Here is a 16,872-nt window from a genome sequence, read left to right on the forward strand (position 1 = left end):
CTTACGGTTTCGTCAGCCCGAGCAGCCGGGCGGCGTTCTCCTTGAGGATCTTCGGCTTGACCTCGTCCTTGATCGACAGCTTCTCGAAGTCGGCGAGCCAGCGGTCGGGGGTGAGGACGGGGAAGTCGGAGCCGAAGAGGACCTTGTCCTTCAGCAGGGTGTTGGCGTACTGCACCAGCTGCGGCGGGAAGTACTTCGGCGACCAGCCGGACAGGTCGATGTGCACACCCGGCTTGTGGGTGGCGACGGCGAGGGCCTCGTCCTGCCAGGGGAAGGACGGGTGCGCCAGGATGATCTTCAGGTGGGGGAAGTCGGCCGCCACGTCGTCGACGTGCAGGGGGTTGGAGTACTTGAGGCGGATGCCGCCCCCGCCGGGCACCCCGGCGCCGATGCCCGTCTGGCCCGTGTGGAAGAGGGCGATGGTGCCCGTCTCCTCGATGACCTCGAAGAGGTCGTACGCCACCGAGCGGTCGTTGGGGAAGAAGCCCTGGATGCTGGGGTGGAACTTGAAGCCCTTCACCCCGTACTCCTCGACCAGGCGGCGGGCCTGCTTCACGCCCGCCTTGCCGCGGAAGGGGTCGATGGACGCGAAGGGGATCAGGACGTCCGCGTTGGCGGCCGCGGCCTCGGCGACCTCCTCGTTCGGGACGGGCGCGGTGCCGGTGGCGGACTCGGCGTCGACCGTGAAGATCACGGCGGCCATCTTCCGCTCGCGGTAGTACGCGGCGGTCTCCTCCAGGGTCGGCTTCCGCTTGCCCTCGACCTTGAAGTAGGCGGAGGAGGCGTCGTGCAGGTCGTCGTCCAGGGAGGAGTGGCCCCTGGAGGAGACCTCCGCGTGGGTGTGGACGTCGATAGCGACGAGGTCGTCGGGGTTCATGGACGGGGCCATCACGCCTCCGGGAACTTGGGCGCCGGGATGCCGACCGACTGGAGTGCGGCGCCGACCGAGGTGGGCCAGACGTCGGCCAGGGTGTCGGGGGTCCAGCCGCCGTCGGCGTAGGCGGCCGCGATCTCCTGCGGATGCGACCAGAGTGCCACCTTGTCGCCGCCGACGCCGATGGCCTGGCCGGTGATGCCCCGGGCTGCCTCGGAGGCGAGGAAGGGGACGAGGGCGGCGCAGTCCTCGGGGGTGCCGAAGCCCTCGCCCTTGCGCAGGAAGTCGGGGAGCGGCTCGCCGTTCTTCATGGCCTCGATGTACGGGGCGAAGGCGGGGATGGTCTCGGTCATGGCGGTCGCGGCGACCGGCACGATCGCGTTGACGGTGATGTTCGCGCGGCCCAGCTCCATGGACCAGGTGCGGGCCATGGCGGCGATGCCGGCCTTGGCGGCCGCGTAGTTCGTCTGGCCGAAGTTGCCGCGCTGGCCGGCCGGGGAGCCGACCAGGACCAGGGTGCCGCCCTCGCCCTGCTCGCGCATCCGGACGGCGGCGGCGCGGGCACAGGTGAAGGTGCCCTTGAGGTGGGTGGTGATCACCGCGTCGAAGTCGTCGTCGGTCATCTTCCACAGGACCTTGTCGCGCAGGATGCCCGCGTTGGTCACCAGGATGTCGAGCCGCCCGAACTCCTCGACCGCGCGGTTCACCAGCCGCTCGGCGGCCTCGGTGGTGCCCACGGGGACGACCTCGGCGACGGCGGTGCCGCCCGCCTCGGTGATGGACTTCACGGCCGCCTCGGCCACGGCCTCGTCGACGTCGTTGACGACCACGGAGGCGCCGTGCGCGGCCAGGGCGTGGGCATAGGCGAGGCCGAGGCCCCGGCCGCTGCCGGTGACGACGGCGGCCTTGCCGGTGAGATCGATGCTGGGCACGGGAGGGTCCCTTCGACGTGGGGTGCTGCGTCATGGGTTGCTTCGACGCGAGGTGCGGCTACGGGATCGAAGTTAAGAGCAATAATTGTTGTCGTCAATAGTTGTTGGTGACCTTCGGGTGCGTCATGCTGGAATCTGCACAGAGGAACCCCCGGCACCGGGGGCCGAGACCAGGGAGTCCGCCATCGCCCGCCAGCACGCCACGAACCCGGCACCCATCGACGGACACGAACCGTGGATGCGCGGACTGCACGCGGACACGGGTTACCTGCTGTACCGCCTGGGCCTGCGCTCGGGTCAGTTGTTCAACACGTTCCTCCAGGAGTCGGGGCTGCGGCTGCGCCACTACGCGGTGCTGCGGTTCCTCGCCACGTCCCCGGGCGCCCTCCAGCGCGAGCTGAGCGCCTCCCTCGGCTACGACCCGAGCGCGATCGTCGGCCTGGTCGACGACCTGGAGAAGCTGGGCTTCGCCGAGCGGCGCCCCTCCCCCGACGACCGCCGCAGCCGGATCATCGTCCTGACCGAGGGCGGTCGCGCGTTCCTGCGGGACACCGACGAGGCCGGGCAGCGGGTCACCAACGAACTCCTCCAGCCCCTCGACCCGGCCGAGCGGGAGCAGCTCCACGGGCTGCTTCAGCGGCTCACCGAGTCCGGGCTGGGGTGACAGGGTGATGAAATGCCGATGACCTCCAAAGCAGTGCCACCCACGCCGCCCGCGCCGCCCGTCCCGTCCGGGCCGGCCAAGGAGGCGCGTTCCGCGCCCGACCGGCTGCTGTCCGTGCTCGGGGCCTTCGATCTCGCACATCCCGCGCTGTGTCTGACGGACATCAGCCGTCGGGCCGGGCTGAGCCTGAGCACCGCGCACCGGCTGGTGAACGCCCTCACCGAGTGGGGCGCCCTGGAGCGGGACGACTCCGGCCTCTACCACATCGGGCTGCGGCTGTGGGAGCTCGCGGCACTGGCGCCGCGCGGGCTGGCCCTGCGACAGCTCGCGCTGCCGCACCTGGAGGACCTGTACGAGGCGACGCACGAGAACGTGCAGTTGGCGGTGCGGGACGGAGCCGAGGTCGTCTACATCGAGTGGCTGTCGGGACGCTCCGCGGTCGGCGTGCACATCCGGGTCGGGGCGCGCTGGCCGCTGCACGCCACCGGGGTCGGGCTCGCCCTGCTCGCGCACAGCGACCCCGAGTTCCAGGAGGAGTACTGCGCCGGCCCCCTCGCCGTCTTCACGCCGTACACCGTCACCGAGCCGGCCCGGCTGCGCCGCATGCTGGCCGAGGTGCGCCGCACGGGGGTGGCGGTGAGCAGCCGCCAGGTCACCGACGACGCGCTGTCGGTGGCGGCCCCGGTGCGCGGTCCTGGCGGGTCGGTCGTCGCCGCCGTGTCCGTCGTCGTACCGCAGGCCGACGCGCAGGTCCCGGTCCTGGTGCCGGCGGTACGGCTCGCGGCGCGCGGGATCTCGCGGGGGCTGGGGTGGCAGCCGGAGAAGGGGGCGTAGGCGCTGACCTGGGGGTCTCTCTAGCACATTTCCGCCTTCACAGGGTGAACTCCCCTGTGCTGGAAGGGTTTCCTCTGCTTCACCTCTTGACGACCGGAGGGACGGGGAGCACATTGGCGACACTTTGAGAGCGCTCTCATAGCCCAAGGCTCCCCGCACTCCCACCCGTACACCGAGAGGCAGCACCCCCCATGAGTGAACCCTCCGGCATACATCGCAGACACCGCTCCCTCAGGCGGACGTTCGTCGCCCTGCTCGGCACACTGGGCCTCGCGGCGGCCACCGCCACCGTCGCCGTCCCCGCCGCCAACGCCTCCGCGCCCACGCCGCCGTCGGGCTGGACGCAGGTCTTCCTGGACGACTTCAACGGCGCGGCCGGCACCGGCGTGAACACCGCCGACTGGCAGTACGCGACCGGCAAGGGCTATCCCGGTGGTCCCGCCAACTGGGGCACCGGCGAGATCGAGACGATGACGAACAGCACCGACAACGTCGCGCTCGACGGCAACGGCAACCTCCGCATCACCCCGCGGCGGGACGCGTCCGGGAACTGGACCTCCGGTCGCATCGAGACCAACCGCACCGACTTCCAGCCCCCGGCGGGCGGCAAGCTCCGCGTGGAGTCCCGTATCCAGGTGCCGAACGTGACGGGGGCCGCCGCCAAGGGGTACTGGCCGGCGTTCTGGATGCTGGGCGCGCCCTACCGGGGCGACTACTGGAACTGGCCGAGCGTCGGCGAGCTGGACATCATGGAGAACACGCAGGGCCAGAACACGGTGTTCGCCACCATGCACTGCGGCACCTCACCGGGCGGCCCGTGCAACGAGACCACCGGCATCGGCGGCAACACCCCCTGTTCCGGCACCACCTGCCAGGCGGGCTTCCACACCTACCGGATGGAGTGGGACCGCTCGACGAGCGTCGAGGAGATCCGCTTCTACCTCGACGGCGTCAACTTCCACACGGTGCGGGCCAACCAGGTCGACGCGACGACCTGGACGAACGCCACGAACCACGGCTTCTTCATCATCCTCAACGTGGCCATGGGCGGCGCCTTCCCGGACGCCTTCGGCGGGGGCCCGGACAGCGGGACGCAGCCCGGTCACGCCATGGTCGTCGACTACGTCCAGGTGCTGTCCAGCGGGAGCGGTACCACGCCCCCGCCGACAGGCAACCGTGACGCCTACAGCGCCATCCAGGCCGAGTCGTTCGACAGCCAGAGCGGCGTGAGCGCCGAGACCACGTCCGACTCGGGCGGCGGACAGAACATCGGCGCCGTGGCGAACGGCGACTGGGCGTTGTACAAGGGCGTCAACTTCGGTTCCAGCGCGGCCACCCAGTTCGTCGCCCGGGTGGCGAGCGGTGCGGCGGGCGGGGTCAGCGGCCTGGTCGAGGTGCGCCTGGACAGCCGGAGCAACGCCCCCGTGGGCAGCTTCGCGGTCGGCAACACCGGCGGGTGGCAGTCGTGGCGGACCGTCCCGGCGAACATCAGCGGGGTGACCGGCACGCACGACGTCTATCTCACCTTCACCAGCGGTCAGTCGGCGGACTTCGTGAACGTGAACTGGTTCAACTTCGGGCGCTGACAGGCGCGTTGCACCCGTCCGCCGTCCGGTCGATGCCCCGCGAGAGCCCAACGGCCCTCGCGGGGCATCGGCATGGTCAGCGTCGTCGGCGTAGCGTCCGGAGGACGTTCGGGAGCGCGATGCCGAGAACCAGCGCGGCCAGCGGAAACGCGACGTCGGTCCAGGTGTGGCGGATGGGCCGGTACTTCGCGACACCGTTGCTGATCTCGATGTAGCCGACCGGCCTGGCGTCCGCCCCTCCCCCGCCACCGCCGCCCTCACGGCCTCCGGCCTCACCGGCCCACCCGGCTCCGCCGCCCAGCCCCAAGGCCACTCTGGCGACCGGGATGACGGTGACGCCGTCAGCGGTGACGGGTTCGCCGTAGACGGCGGTGACCGAGGCGCTGCCGCCGAGTCTGTCGGCCAGGTGTTCCAAAAGCGCGTCCGCGGCATGCGTCGCGACGGCGGGGTTCTCCTCGTGGTCGGTCATCCAGCACTCGTAGACAACCAGGTTGCCCTTGTCAAGAAGACCCGCGGAGGCCGGGGAACCCGAACACTCAGCGAATCTCCGCCCGGAAGACCGCAGGCGTGACCTCCGTGCGCTGATGAAAGAACTTCGAGAAGTTCGCGGCATCGGGAAACCCGACCGCCACCCCCACCCGCCCGATCGCCATGTCCGTATGGGCGAGCAGCCGCTTCGCCTCAAGGATCACGCGCTTGTCGATGAACCCCTTGGGCGTGAGCCCGGTCGCGGCGCGCACCGCGCGGACGAGGGTCCGCCGCGAGTACCCGAGCTGGTCGGCATAGGCGCTGACGCTGTGGTTGGTGGCGAACCCCTTCTCCACCGCGTCCCGGAAGAGCGTGAACGTCGTGTCCCCCTGCCGTCGCGCGGCCTCGGCGGAACTCGCCGCGAGATGGGCCAGCCGCAGCAGGAACGCCGTGAGCGAGTGCCGCAGCACCGCCGTGTGCAGGCTCAAAGGCAGCGTCGTCGTGTCCTCGTACTCCCGTTGGAGCTGGGCGAGGGCCGAACGCAGAGCGGTCAGCTGAGCCTCGTCGGGGTGGAGCAGGGGCGGCAGGTCGTAGCGGTAGAGCCCGGTCGCCTCCACCGTGGCGCGCGGCAGGAAGCCGGGCTGCATGGTCAGGACGGTGCCCCGGTAGCCGCCGGTCCCGGAGAAGCGGTGTACCTGCCCCGGCCGGATCCACACCACGTCACCAGCGTTCGCCTCGTACCCGGCGAAGTCGATCATGTGGCGTACGGGCCCCTCGTCGAAGAGCATCACGATGTGGAAGTCGATGCGGTGCACGCGCTCCAGTGGCGCGTCGGCGGCGTGCCAGGTGCGCCCCGTGCCCATCTGGCCGACCTGCATGCCGACGCCGAGGACGCTCAGATCGACCGGGAACGGGAACGTCCGTATCCCGTCGCCGCCTTCGGCCTTCACATCCGTCACGTCCGCCATGTCCGCCATGTCCGCCTCGTACCGTCTCACCCGTGCGCGCCCCATGCTCAGCCGTGCGCGGCACTCCTCGCGGTGTCCCACTTTCACCACAGCGTGACACACGCCGACCTTCCCTCGTAAAAGTCAGACTTTTACTTTTGAACGCGTTGGACCAGCCACTTCGCTGCGATCGAGGACTTTTGAAGATGAGCACGCAGACACCGGACAGCTTCGAATGGACCGAACTCGACCGGCGTGCCGTCGACACGGCCCGCCTCCTGGCGGCCGATGCCGTCCAGCGGGTCGGCAACGGCCACCCGGGCACGGCGATGAGCCTCGCCCCGGCCGCGTACACGATCTTTCAGAAGGTGATGCGGCACGATCCGGCCGACCCCGAGTGGACCGGGCGTGACCGCTTCGTCCTCTCCCCCGGCCACACCTCGCTGACCCTCTACACCCAGCTCTTCCTCGCCGGGTACGAGCTGGAGCTCGACGACCTCAAGTCCTTCCGGACCCAGGGTTCGAAGACTCCGGGGCACCCCGAGTACGGGCACACCGCGGGTGTGGAGACCACCACCGGTCCGCTGGGCCAGGGCGTCGCCAACGCCGTCGGCATGGCGATGGCCGCCCGCTACGAGCGTGGCCTGTTCGACCCGGACGCCCCCGAGGGCGAGTCCCCGTTCGACCACACCATCTGGGCGATCGTCTCCGACGGCGACCTTCAGGAGGGCGTCTCCGCCGAGGCCTCCTCGCTCGCCGGGCACCAGAAGCTCGGCAACCTGGTCTTCCTCTACGACGACAACCACATCTCCATCGAGGGCGACACCGCGACCGCGTTCTCCGAGGACGTGCTGAAGCGGTACGAGGCGTACGGCTGGCATGTGCAGCGGATCGAGCCGGAGCTCGGCGGCGACATCGACGTCCACGCGCTGTACGCGGCCCTCAAGGCGGCGCAGGCCGAGACGGAGCGTCCCTCGATCATCGCCATGCGCACGATCATCGCCTGGCCCGCCCCGAACGCGCAGAACACCGAGGCCTCCCACGGTTCCGCCCTCGGCGCCGACGAGATCGCCGCCACCAAGCGCCTCCTCGGCTTCGACCCGGAGCAGACCTTCGAGGTCGCCGACGAGGTCCTCGCCCACTCCCGCCGCGCCCTCGACCGCGGTGCCGAGGCACACGCGGCCTGGGACAAGCGGCTCGGCGCCTGGCGGGCCGCCAACCCCGAGCGCGCGCAGCTGTTCGACCGGATCGTCGCCGGGCAGCTCCCCGAGGGCTGGGAGGACTCGCTGCCGGTCTTCGAGGAGGGCAAGTCGGTCGCCACCCGTGCCGCCTCCGGCAAGGTGCTCCAGGCGCTCGGCGCCGTCGTCCCGGAGCTGTGGGGCGGCTCGGCCGACCTGGCCGGCTCCAACAACACCACCATCGACAAGACGAGTTCGTTCCTGCCGAAGGGCAACCCGCTGCCCGAGGCCGACCCGTACGGCCGCACCATCCACTTCGGCATCCGCGAGTTCTCGATGGCCGCCGAGATGAACGGGATCGCCCTGCACGGCAACACCCGTGCCTACGGCGGCACGTTCCTCGTGTTCTCCGACTACATGCGCAACGCCGTCCGCATGTCCGCGCTGATGCAGCTGCCGGTGACGTACGTCTGGACGCACGACTCCGTCGGTCTCGGCGAGGACGGCCCGACCCACCAGCCGGTCGAGCATCTGGCCTCGCTGCGGGCGATCCCGGGCCTGAACGTCGTCCGTCCCGCCGACGCCAACGAGACCGCGGTCGCCTGGGCCGAGATCCTCAGGCGGCACTCCACCGACCCGGCCCCGCACGGGCTGGCGCTCACCCGCCAGGGTGTGCCGACCCTCCCGGTCAACGCCGATGCGGCGAAGGGCGGTTACGTCCTCGTGGAGTCCTCGACCGGGACGCCCGACGTGGTCCTCGTCGCCACCGGCTCCGAGGTCCAGCTCGCCGTCGCCGCGCGGGAGCGGTTGGAGGCCGACGGGATCGGTACCCGGGTGGTGTCGATGCCGTCCGTGGAGTGGTTCGAGGAGCAGCCGCGCGAGTACCGCGAGAGTGTCCTGCCGCCGTCCGTGAAGGCGCGGGTCGCCGTCGAGGCCGGTATCGGTCTCACCTGGTACCGGTTCGTCGGAGACGCGGGACGCATCGTCTCCCTGGAGCACTTCGGCGCCTCCGCCGACGCCAAGACCCTGTTCGCCGAGTACGGCTTCACCGCCGAGAACGTCGCCGCCGCCGCGAGGGAATCCCTTGCCCTCGCCCGCGGTTGATCCGAACGCCAGAAGGAAGTTGATCACTGTGACCACCGAAGCGACCGCGACCACCGCGAGCGCCGGCACCCTCAAGCGCCTCGCCGACGAAGGCGTCTCGATCTGGCTGGACGACCTGTCGCGCAAGCGGATCGAGTCGGGCAACCTCGCCGAACTCGTCGCGAACAAGCACGTCGTGGGCGTCACCACCAACCCGTCCATCTTCCAGGCCGCCATCGGCTCCGGCGAGGGCTACGAGGAGCAGCTCGCCGACCTGGCGGTGCGGGGCGTCACGGTCGACGAGGCCGTGCGGATGATGACCACGGCCGACGTGCGCGCCGCCGCCGACATCCTGCGGCCCGTGTACGACGCCACCGACGGCCGGGACGGCCGGGTCTCCATCGAGGTCGACCCGCGGCTCGCGCACGACACGACGGCCACCATCGCCGAGGCCCGGCAGCTGGCCTGGCTGGTCGACCGGCCCAACGTGATGATCAAGATCCCGGCGACCAAGGCCGGCCTGCCCGCCATCACGGAGGTCATCGCCCAGGGCATCAGCGTCAACGTCACGCTGATCTTCTCCCTGGAGCGCTACCGCGAGGTCATGGACGCCTACCTGGCCGGTCTGGAGAAGGCCGCCGCGCGGGGCCTGGACCTGTCCGGCATCCACTCGGTGGCGTCCTTCTTCGTCTCCCGCGTCGACTCCGAGATCGACAAGCGGCTGACCGCGATCGGCACGGACGAGGCCCTCGCGCTCAAGGGCAGGGCCGCGCTGGCCAACGCCCGTCTCGCCTACGAGGCCTACGAGGAGGTCTTCGGGGGCGGCGACCGCTGGACCGCCCTCACCGGCGCCGGGGCCAACAAGCAGCGCCCCCTGTGGGCCTCCACCGGTGTGAAGGACCCGGCGTACAAGTCCACGCTGTATGTGGATGAGCTGGTCGCGCCGGGCACTGTCAACACGATGCCCGAAGCCACGCTCGACGCCACCGCCGGCCACGGCGAGATCACCGGCGACACGGTGACCGGCCGCTACGCGCAGGCCCGCGCCGACCTCGCCGCCGTGGAAGCGCTCGGGATCTCGTACGACGACGTCGTCACCCGACTGGAGGACGAGGGCGTCGCCAAGTTCGAGGTGGCGTGGCAGGACCTGTTGGACGCCGTGAAGAAGTCGCTCGGCAGCAAGGGAGCTGACGCAGAATGATCTCCGACTGGGACAACCCCCTGCGCGACGCGCGCGACCGCCGTCTGCCCCGGATCGCGGGCCCCTCCGGGCTCGTCATCTTCGGGGTCACCGGCGACCTGTCCCGCAAGAAGCTCATGCCGGCCGTGTACGACCTGGCCAACCGCGGCATGCTGCCGCCGGGCTTCTCCCTCGTCGGGTTCGCCCGCCGGGACTGGGAGGACCAGGACTTCGCGCAGGTCGTGCACGACTCGGTGCGCGAGCACGCCCGCACCGAGTTCCGCGAGGAGGTCTGGCAGCAGCTCGCCGAGGGCATGCGGTTCATCCCGGGTGCCTTCGACGACGACGAGGCGTTCAAGCAGTTGCGCCAGACGGTGGACGAGCTGGACGCGGCGCGCGGTACCAGCGGCAACTACGCCTTCTATCTCTCCGTACCGCCGAAGTTCTTCCCGGAGGTCGTGCAGCAGCTGAAGAAGCACGGCCTGGCGGATGCCCCGGAAGGGTCCTGGCGGCGGGCGGTCATCGAGAAGCCGTTCGGTTCCGACCTCGCCAGCGCCCGGGAGCTGAACGCGATCGTGCATGACGTGTTCGACCCGGAGCAGGTCTTCCGGATCGACCACTACCTGGGCAAGGAGACCGTCCAGAACATCCTGGCGCTGCGGTTCGCGAACCAGATGTTCGAGCCGATCTGGAACCGGTCGTATGTCGACCACGTACAGATCACGATGGCCGAGGACATCGGCATCGGCGGCCGGGCGGGCTACTACGACGGCATCGGCTCGGCCCGTGACGTCATCCAGAACCATCTGCTGCAGCTGATGGCGCTGACCGCGATGGAGGAGCCGGCCGCGTTCGACGCCGCCTCGCTGCTCACCGAGAAGCTGAAGGTGCTCAAGGCGGTGAAGCTGCCGGAGGACCTGGGCAAGCACACCGTGCGCGGGCAGTACGCGGCGAGCTGGCAGGGCGGCGCGCAGGTCGTCGGGTACCTCCAGGAGGAGGGCATCGACGCGGGGTCGAAGACCGACACGTACGCCGCGGTCAAGCTGAACGTCGACAACCGGCGCTGGGCGGGCGTGCCGTTCTACCTGCGCACCGGCAAGCGGCTCGGGCGGCGGGTCACCGAGATCGCGGTCGTCTTCCAGCGGGCGCCGCACTCCCCGTTCGACTCCACGGCGACGGAGGAGCTCGGGCAGAACGCGATCGTCATCCGCGTCCAGCCGGACGAGGGCATGACGGTGCGGTTCGGCTCCAAGGTGCCGGGCACCTCGATGGAGATCCGGGACGTGACGATGGACTTCGCCTACGGCGAGTCGTTCACCGAGTCCAGCCCGGAGGCGTACGAGCGGCTCATCCTGGATGTCCTCCTCGGTGACGCCAATTTGTTCCCCCGTCACCAGGAAGTGGAAGAGTCCTGGAAGATCCTCGACCCGATCGAGGAGTACTGGGACACCCACGGCAAGCCGGCGCAGTACGCGTCCGGGAGCTGGGGACCCGAGGAAGCCGACGAGATGCTCGCACGAGACGGACGGAGCTGGCGCAGGCCATGAAGATCGACCTGACCGACACCACGGCAAGCAAGATCAACAAGGCGCTGGTGCAGGGCCGCCGCGCGATCGGCACACCGGCCGTGGGCATGGTCCTGACGATGGTGATCGTCACGGACGAGGAGAACGCGTACGACTCGATCAAGGCGGCGGAGGAGGCCTCGCACGAGCACCCCGCGCGCACCCTGGTCGTGATCAAGCGGCACGCCCGCACCCCGCGCGACCGCACCCGCTCGCACCTGGACGCCGAGGTCCGGGTGGGCGCCGACGCCGGCACCGGTGAGACGGTCGTGCTGCGGATGTACGGCGAGGTGTCCGAGCACGCCGACTCGGTGGTGCTGCCGCTGCTGCTGCCGGACGCGCCGGTCGTGGTGTGGTGGCCGGTCGAGGCACCGGAGAACCCGGCCAAGGACCCCCTGGGCGCGCTTGCCCAGCGCCGGATCACCGACCTGTACACGACCGAGAATCCGCTGGTGGAGCTGGAGGCCCGGGCCCGTTCCTACGCGCCCGGCGACACCGACCTCGCCTGGACCCGGCTCACCCCGTGGCGTTCCATGCTGGCGGCGGCCCTGGACCAGGCCCGGGTGCCGATCATCTCGGCCGTCGTGGAGGCCGAAGCCGACAACCCGGCCGCCGAGCTGCTGGCCCGCTGGCTGGAGGCGCGTCTGCACGTCACCGCCGAGCGGGTCGTGACCGCCGGACCGGTCGTCACGGGTGTGCGCCTGGGCACGGAGAACGGCGAGATCGTCATCGACCGTCCCGAGGGCCCGCTGGCCACGCTCTCCCTGCCGGACCAGCCGTCGCGCACCCTGGCGCTGAAGGTCCGCACCACCTCCGAGCTCATCGCCGAGGAGCTCAGGCGCCTCGACGCGGACGAGATGTACGCCATCGCTCTGCGGGGCGAGGCACCCAAGGAGACGTCCTCTCATGTCTGAGACCCCCCGGCTCACCCGGCGCCCCGAGTGGGCGGCCCTGGAGGACCACCGCGCGGACGTGCTCCAGCGCCCCCGGCTGCGTGAGCTGTTCGCGGCCGATCCGTCCCGGGCCGAGCGGTACGTCGTGCGCGTCGGTGATCTGCGCCTCGACTACTCCAAGCACCTGATCACCGACGAGACGCTCGCCCTGCTGCGGGAACTGGCGGCCGCGACCGATGTGTCCGGGCTGCGGGACGCGATGTTCCGCGGGGAGCGGATCAACGTCACCGAGGACCGGGCGGTGCTGCACACCGCGCTGCGGGCGCCGCGCGAGGCCGTGATCGAGGTCGACGGCGAGAACGTCGTGCCCGAGGTGCACGCGGTGCTCGACAAGATGAGCGCGTTCGCGGACCGCGTGCGCTCCGGCGAGTGGACCGGCCACACGGGCCGCCGTATCCGCAATGTCGTCAACATCGGCATCGGCGGCTCCGACCTCGGCCCCGCCATGGCGTACGAAGCTCTCCGTCCGTTCACGGCACGGGAGTTGACGTTCCGATTCGTCTCGAACGTCGACGGCGCCGACCTCCACGAAGCGGTCCGTGACCTGGACCCGGCGGAGACGCTGTTCATCGTCGCGTCCAAGACGTTCACCACGATCGAGACGATCACCAACGCCACCTCGGCCCGCTCCTGGCTGCTGGGCGGGCTCGGCGGCGACGACAAGGCGGTCGCCAAGCACTTCGTCGCGCTGTCGACGAACGCCGAGAAGGTGACGGACTTCGGCATCGACCCGGACAACATGTTCGAGTTCTGGGACTGGGTCGGCGGCCGCTACTCCTACGACTCGGCGATCGGCCTGTCCCTGATGATCGCCATCGGACCGGACCGCTTCCGGGAGATGCTGGACGGCTTCCACACGGTCGACGAGCACTTCCGCACCGCGCCCGCCGAGGCCAACGCCCCGCTGATCCTTGGTCTGTTGGGCATCTGGTACGGCAATTTCTTCGGCGCCGAGTCGCATGCGGTGCTGCCGTACAGCCACTACCTGTCGAAGTTCACGGCGTATCTCCAGCAGCTCGACATGGAGTCCAACGGCAAGTCGGTCGACCGGGACGGCCAGGTCGTGGGCTGGGAGACCGGCCCGGTGGTCTGGGGCACGCCCGGCACCAACGGGCAGCACGCCTACTACCAGCTCATCCACCAGGGCACCCGCCTCATCCCCGCCGACCTGATCGGCTTCGCCCGTCCGGTCGCCGAGCTCAGCGACGAACTCAAGGCGCAGCACGACCTGTTGATGGCGAACCTCTTCGCACAGGGGCAGGCGCTGGCCTTCGGCAAGACCGCGGACGAGGTGCGCGCGGAGGGGGTGCCCGAGGAGCAGGTCCCGCACCGCACCTTCCTGGGCAACCACCCCACCACCACGATCCTCGCCCCCGAGCTGACCCCGTCGGTCCTCGGCCAGCTGGTCGCCCTCTACGAGCACAAGGTGTTCGTCCAGGGCGCCGTCTGGAACATCGACTCCTTCGACCAGTGGGGCGTCGAGCTGGGCAAGGTCCTCGCCAAGCGGGTCGAGCCCGCCCTCACCACGGGGGCCGAGGTCCCCGGCCTCGACCCGTCCACCGCCGCCCTCGTGGCCGCCTACCGTGAACTCAAGGAAGTGAACTGACATGCAGATCGGTCTTGTTGGTCTCGGCAAGATGGGCGGCAACATGCGCGAGCGTCTGCGCAACGCCGGCCACACCGTCGTCGGATACGACACGAACCCCGAACTGTCCGACGTCGCGAGCCTGGCCGACCTCGTCGACCAGCTCGACGCGCCGCGCACCGTCTGGGTCATGGTCCCGGCCGGCCGGCCCACCCAGCTCGTGATCGACCAGCTGGGCAGCCTGCTCAAGCCGTATGACACGGTGGTCGACGGCGGCAACTCCCGCTGGACGGACGACGAGCAGCACGCCAAGGAGCTCGGCGCGCACGGCATCGGCTTCGTCGACGCGGGCGTGTCCGGCGGCGTGTGGGGTCTGAAGAACGGCTACGCCCTGATGGTCGGCGGCGAGAAGGAGTACGTCGACCGGCTCAAGCCGATCTTCGAGGCGCTCAAGCCGGAGGGGCCGTACGGCTATGTCCACGCGGGCAAGGTGGGCGCCGGGCACTTCGCGAAGATGGTCCACAACGGCATCGAGTACGCCATGATGCAGGCCTACGCCGAGGGCTGGGAGCTGTTGGAGAAGGTCGAGTCGGTCGACAACGTCCGGGAGGTCTTCCGCTCCTGGCAGGAGGGCACGGTCATCCGGTCCTGGCTGCTGGACCTCGCGGTCAACGCCCTCGACGAGGACGAGCACCTGGAGAAGCTGAAGGGCTTCGCGCAGGACTCCGGCGAGGGCCGCTGGACGGTGGAAGCCGCCATCGACCACGCCGTCCCGCTGCCCGCGATCACCACCTCGCTCTTCGCGCGGTTCGCGTCCCGTCAGGACGACTCCCCGCAGATGAAGATGATCGCGGCCCTGCGCAACCAGTTCGGCGGTCACGCCGTCGAGTCGAAGGAGTAGTCCGCCGTGGGGGATCTTCTACTGGTCCGCCACGGAGAGACGGAGTGGAGCAGGTCGGGACAGCACACCAGCTGGACCGACCTGCCCCTCACGCAGGCCGGCGAGGAACAGGCCAAGTCCCTGGCCCCGCTCCTGTCCGGCCGCCCCTTCTCCCTGGCCCTCACCAGCCCGCTGCGCCGCGCGGTCCGCACCGCCGAACTGGCGGGCGTGACGGGCGCCGTACCCGAACCGGACCTGCACGAATGGGACTACGGCGGCTACGAGGGTGTCACCACCGACACCATCCACCGCTCCCGTCCCGACTGGTCCCTGTGGACCGACGGAGTGCCACCGGGCCCGGACGGTCACCCGGGGGAATCCCCGGCCGAGGTGGGCGCGCGGGCCGACCGGGTGCTCTCCCGGGTGGACGTGGCGCTGCTCGACGGCGACGTCGTCCTCGTCGCCCACGGCCACTTCCTGCGCGTGGTGACGGCCCGCCGGCTGGGGCTCGCCCCGGCGGAGGGGCGACTGTTCCAGCTGGCGACGGGCACGGTGAGCCGGTTGTCGACGGAGCATGGTCGGCCTGTGATCGCCGAGTGGAACGCACGGCCGTAACTCCCTTGGCGGAGTTGACAGGTTCGGCAGGCCGGCGTCAGAGTCCCCGCTGATGGAGATCAACGATCTGACGCCGGCCGAACTACGGGTGTGGCAGGCCTTTCCACGCGGGGAAGTCGTGGACTTCCGCCCCGACGCGACCGAGGACACGGCGACGGGAGCCGCCTGGGGCCCGGAACGCACGCTGCGCGCCTCGGTGCTGAAGGCCTTACTGGTCAGCGCACCGCAGGAGGACGGTGAGATCGCCGCCCTCAGGGTCCTGGGCGCCCGCGTCACCGGCGGACTCAACCTCACGCACGGCGTCGTCGAGCACCCGATCCGACTGGCGTACTCCTACTTCACCGACCCGCCCGAGCTGTACGGCGCCCAGTTGCGCAGGATCAGTCTGCGCGCCTCCGTGCTCCCTGGCCTGGATCTCGGCAGCGCGCGGGTCGACCAGTGGGTGCAGTTGTCGGACTGCCGGGTACGCGGACGGGTCAACATGGGCGGGGCCCACATATCCGGCTCTCTGCGCCTGGACCGCGCCGAACTCACGGCTCCCGGCACCTCGAAGCCCGTGCTGCAGCTCAACCAGGTCGTCATCGAGGAAGACCTGCGGGGACGACGACTGCGTGTGCACGGCGAGATGGTCCTCAACGGCTCGAACGTCTCCGGGTCGGTGAACCTGGACGGTGCCCATCTCAAGAACCCCGGCCGTCTCGCCCTCGACGCGATGACCCTCGGCGTCGGCGGCGACTTCCTGCTGCGACGCGTGGACGTCGACGGATGGACAGGGCTGCGGGGTGCCCGCATCGCGGGTCGCCTCGACCTGTCCTACGCCCGCCTGTCCAACCCCGGCGACATGGCCCTCAGGGCCGCCAGCTGCACCGTCGGAGAACTGTGGCTGCGCCGGGGCGAACCGCTGGACGGCGGCCTCAACCTGCGCCGGGCCCAGATGGACGTGCTGTTCGTGGAGCCGGAGAAGCTGCCGGACCGGGTCCGTCTCGACGGGCTCGGCTACACCACGCTCACCCCGCACGAGCCGGCCGAGCGCCGCCTGCCGATGCTGGAGCGGGACGTCGACGGGTATGTTCCGCATGCCTACGAGCAGTTGACCGCCGCCTACCGCCGCATCGGCGACGACCACGCCGCCCGCCTGGTCCAGCTCGCCAAGCAGCGCCGCCACCGCACGACCCTGCCCTGGTACGGCCGTCTGTGGGGCCACGTCCAGGACGCCACGGTCGGCTACGGGTTCCGTCCGATGCGTGCGCTCGGCTGGCTGCTGTCGCTGCTCGCCGTCGGCTCCGTCACGTTCGCGGTGCACGCGCCCCCGCCCCTGAAGGCGGACGAGGCACCGCACTTCAACCCGGTGTTCTACACGCTCGACCTGCTGCTGCCGGTGATCTCCTTCGGCCAGGAACCGGCGTTCGCCCCACAGGGCGGACAGCAATGGCTGTCGTACGTCCTCGTCCTCACCGGCTGGATCCTCGCCACGACAGTCATCGCCGGCGTGACCCGAACGGTCAGCCGGCAGTAGTCCGGTCGGTCC

The 16,872-nt window shown here is 70.3% G+C and carries 15 protein-coding genes; 11 read left to right on the forward strand and 4 right to left on the reverse strand.

Features of this window, described 5'->3' with window-relative positions:
- Position 1: 1 nt before the first annotated feature.
- On the reverse strand, positions 2-877 hold the full coding sequence (locus AQJ67_RS02970; RefSeq protein WP_062716774.1) for an amidohydrolase family protein: 876 nt from the start codon (positions 875-877) through the stop codon (positions 2-4).
- Positions 878-888: 11 nt separating this feature from the next.
- Entirely contained in the window at positions 889-1,806 is a 918-nt protein-coding gene (locus AQJ67_RS02975) for an SDR family NAD(P)-dependent oxidoreductase (RefSeq protein ID WP_062716369.1), read from the reverse strand.
- Positions 1,807-2,044: 238 nt separating this feature from the next.
- Between AQJ67_RS02975 and AQJ67_RS02980 the strand changes: the two genes are divergently transcribed.
- The 3 genes from AQJ67_RS02980 to AQJ67_RS02990 all read left to right on the forward strand — a co-directional run bounded on the left by AQJ67_RS02980 (position 2,045) and on the right by AQJ67_RS02990 (position 4,890).
- The gene (locus tag AQJ67_RS02980) at positions 2,045-2,470 is read left to right on the forward strand and encodes a MarR family winged helix-turn-helix transcriptional regulator (protein WP_062716370.1); all 426 of its coding nucleotides are present in this window, start codon (positions 2,045-2,047) and stop codon (positions 2,468-2,470) included.
- Positions 2,471-2,482: 12 nt separating this feature from the next.
- The gene (locus AQJ67_RS02985; RefSeq protein ID WP_062716371.1) at positions 2,483-3,304 is read left to right on the forward strand and encodes an IclR family transcriptional regulator; all 822 of its coding nucleotides are present in this window, start codon (positions 2,483-2,485) and stop codon (positions 3,302-3,304) included.
- A gap of 191 nt (positions 3,305-3,495) precedes the next feature.
- Positions 3,496-4,890, forward strand: a complete 1,395-nt coding sequence (locus tag AQJ67_RS02990) for a glycoside hydrolase family 16 protein (protein WP_062716372.1) — start codon at positions 3,496-3,498, stop codon at positions 4,888-4,890.
- 76 nt (positions 4,891-4,966) lie between these two features.
- Here the strand turns inward: AQJ67_RS02990 and AQJ67_RS02995 are convergent, their stop codons facing one another.
- Together AQJ67_RS02995 and AQJ67_RS03000 are read right to left on the reverse strand one after the other, a co-directional pair.
- The gene (locus tag AQJ67_RS02995; protein ID WP_062716373.1) at positions 4,967-5,359 is read right to left on the reverse strand and encodes a spore germination protein GerW family protein; all 393 of its coding nucleotides are present in this window, start codon (positions 5,357-5,359) and stop codon (positions 4,967-4,969) included.
- A gap of 67 nt (positions 5,360-5,426) precedes the next feature.
- Entirely contained in the window at positions 5,427-6,326 is a 900-nt protein-coding gene (locus AQJ67_RS03000; protein ID WP_062716775.1) for a helix-turn-helix domain-containing protein, read from the reverse strand.
- Between the two features lie 185 nt (positions 6,327-6,511).
- Between AQJ67_RS03000 and tkt the strand changes: the two genes are divergently transcribed.
- The 8 genes from tkt to AQJ67_RS03040 are packed head-to-tail and all read left to right on the forward strand — an operon-like array spanning position 6,512 to position 16,860.
- Positions 6,512-8,587, forward strand: a complete 2,076-nt coding sequence (gene tkt, locus AQJ67_RS03005) for a transketolase (protein ID WP_062716776.1) — start codon at positions 6,512-6,514, stop codon at positions 8,585-8,587.
- Between the two features lie 19 nt (positions 8,588-8,606).
- Positions 8,607-9,767: a transaldolase gene (tal, locus tag AQJ67_RS03010; protein ID WP_062716374.1), complete on the forward strand. Its 1,161-nt coding sequence runs from the start codon at positions 8,607-8,609 to the stop codon at positions 9,765-9,767.
- Complete coding sequence (gene zwf / locus AQJ67_RS03015; RefSeq protein ID WP_062716375.1) at positions 9,764-11,293, forward strand: glucose-6-phosphate dehydrogenase; 1,530 nt, start codon at positions 9,764-9,766, stop codon at positions 11,291-11,293. Before tal ends, zwf begins: the two co-directional genes overlap by 4 nt.
- Positions 11,290-12,225, forward strand: a complete 936-nt coding sequence (gene opcA, locus AQJ67_RS03020) for a glucose-6-phosphate dehydrogenase assembly protein OpcA (protein ID WP_062716376.1) — start codon at positions 11,290-11,292, stop codon at positions 12,223-12,225. The genes zwf and opcA overlap by 4 nt, the downstream gene beginning before the upstream one ends.
- Positions 12,218-13,870 (forward strand): glucose-6-phosphate isomerase, encoded by a 1,653-nt coding sequence (pgi, locus tag AQJ67_RS03025; RefSeq protein WP_062716377.1) that lies wholly within the window; start codon positions 12,218-12,220, stop codon positions 13,868-13,870. The genes opcA and pgi overlap by 8 nt, the downstream gene beginning before the upstream one ends.
- A 1-nt stretch (position 13,871) precedes the next feature.
- Positions 13,872-14,750, forward strand: a complete 879-nt coding sequence (gnd, locus tag AQJ67_RS03030; RefSeq protein ID WP_062716378.1) for a phosphogluconate dehydrogenase (NAD(+)-dependent, decarboxylating) — start codon at positions 13,872-13,874, stop codon at positions 14,748-14,750.
- A gap of 6 nt (positions 14,751-14,756) precedes the next feature.
- The gene (locus AQJ67_RS03035; RefSeq protein WP_062716379.1) at positions 14,757-15,344 is read left to right on the forward strand and encodes a histidine phosphatase family protein; all 588 of its coding nucleotides are present in this window, start codon (positions 14,757-14,759) and stop codon (positions 15,342-15,344) included.
- 52 nt (positions 15,345-15,396) lie between these two features.
- Positions 15,397-16,860: a translocation/assembly module TamB domain-containing protein gene (locus tag AQJ67_RS03040; RefSeq protein ID WP_062716380.1), complete on the forward strand. Its 1,464-nt coding sequence runs from the start codon at positions 15,397-15,399 to the stop codon at positions 16,858-16,860.
- Positions 16,861-16,872 lie beyond the last annotated feature (12 nt).

It is taken from the genome of Streptomyces caeruleatus, assembly GCF_001514235.1.
GTDB lineage: Bacteria > Actinomycetota > Actinomycetes > Streptomycetales > Streptomycetaceae > Streptomyces > Streptomyces caeruleatus.

Excerpts from the sequence above, each read along its gene's own strand:
- AQJ67_RS02970 (WP_062716774.1), bottom strand. The coding sequence starts at position 877 with ATGAACCCCGACGACCTCGTCGCTATCGACGTCCACACCCACGCGGAG.
- AQJ67_RS02980 (WP_062716370.1), top strand. The coding sequence starts at position 2,045 with ATGCGCGGACTGCACGCGGACACGGGTTACCTGCTGTACCGCCTGGGC.
- AQJ67_RS02985 (WP_062716371.1), top strand. The coding sequence starts at position 2,483 with ATGCCGATGACCTCCAAAGCAGTGCCACCCACGCCGCCCGCGCCGCCC.
- AQJ67_RS02990 (WP_062716372.1), top strand. The coding sequence starts at position 3,496 with ATGAGTGAACCCTCCGGCATACATCGCAGACACCGCTCCCTCAGGCGG.
- AQJ67_RS02995 (WP_062716373.1), bottom strand. The coding sequence starts at position 5,359 with ATGACCGACCACGAGGAGAACCCCGCCGTCGCGACGCATGCCGCGGAC.
- AQJ67_RS03000 (WP_062716775.1), bottom strand. The coding sequence starts at position 6,326 with ATGGCGGACGTGACGGATGTGAAGGCCGAAGGCGGCGACGGGATACGG.
- tkt (WP_062716776.1), top strand. The coding sequence starts at position 6,512 with ATGAGCACGCAGACACCGGACAGCTTCGAATGGACCGAACTCGACCGG.
- zwf (WP_062716375.1), top strand. The coding sequence starts at position 9,764 with ATGATCTCCGACTGGGACAACCCCCTGCGCGACGCGCGCGACCGCCGT.
- opcA (WP_062716376.1), top strand. The coding sequence starts at position 11,290 with ATGAAGATCGACCTGACCGACACCACGGCAAGCAAGATCAACAAGGCG.
- pgi (WP_062716377.1), top strand. The coding sequence starts at position 12,218 with ATGTCTGAGACCCCCCGGCTCACCCGGCGCCCCGAGTGGGCGGCCCTG.
- gnd (WP_062716378.1), top strand. The coding sequence starts at position 13,872 with ATGCAGATCGGTCTTGTTGGTCTCGGCAAGATGGGCGGCAACATGCGC.
- AQJ67_RS03040 (WP_062716380.1), top strand. The coding sequence starts at position 15,397 with ATGGAGATCAACGATCTGACGCCGGCCGAACTACGGGTGTGGCAGGCC.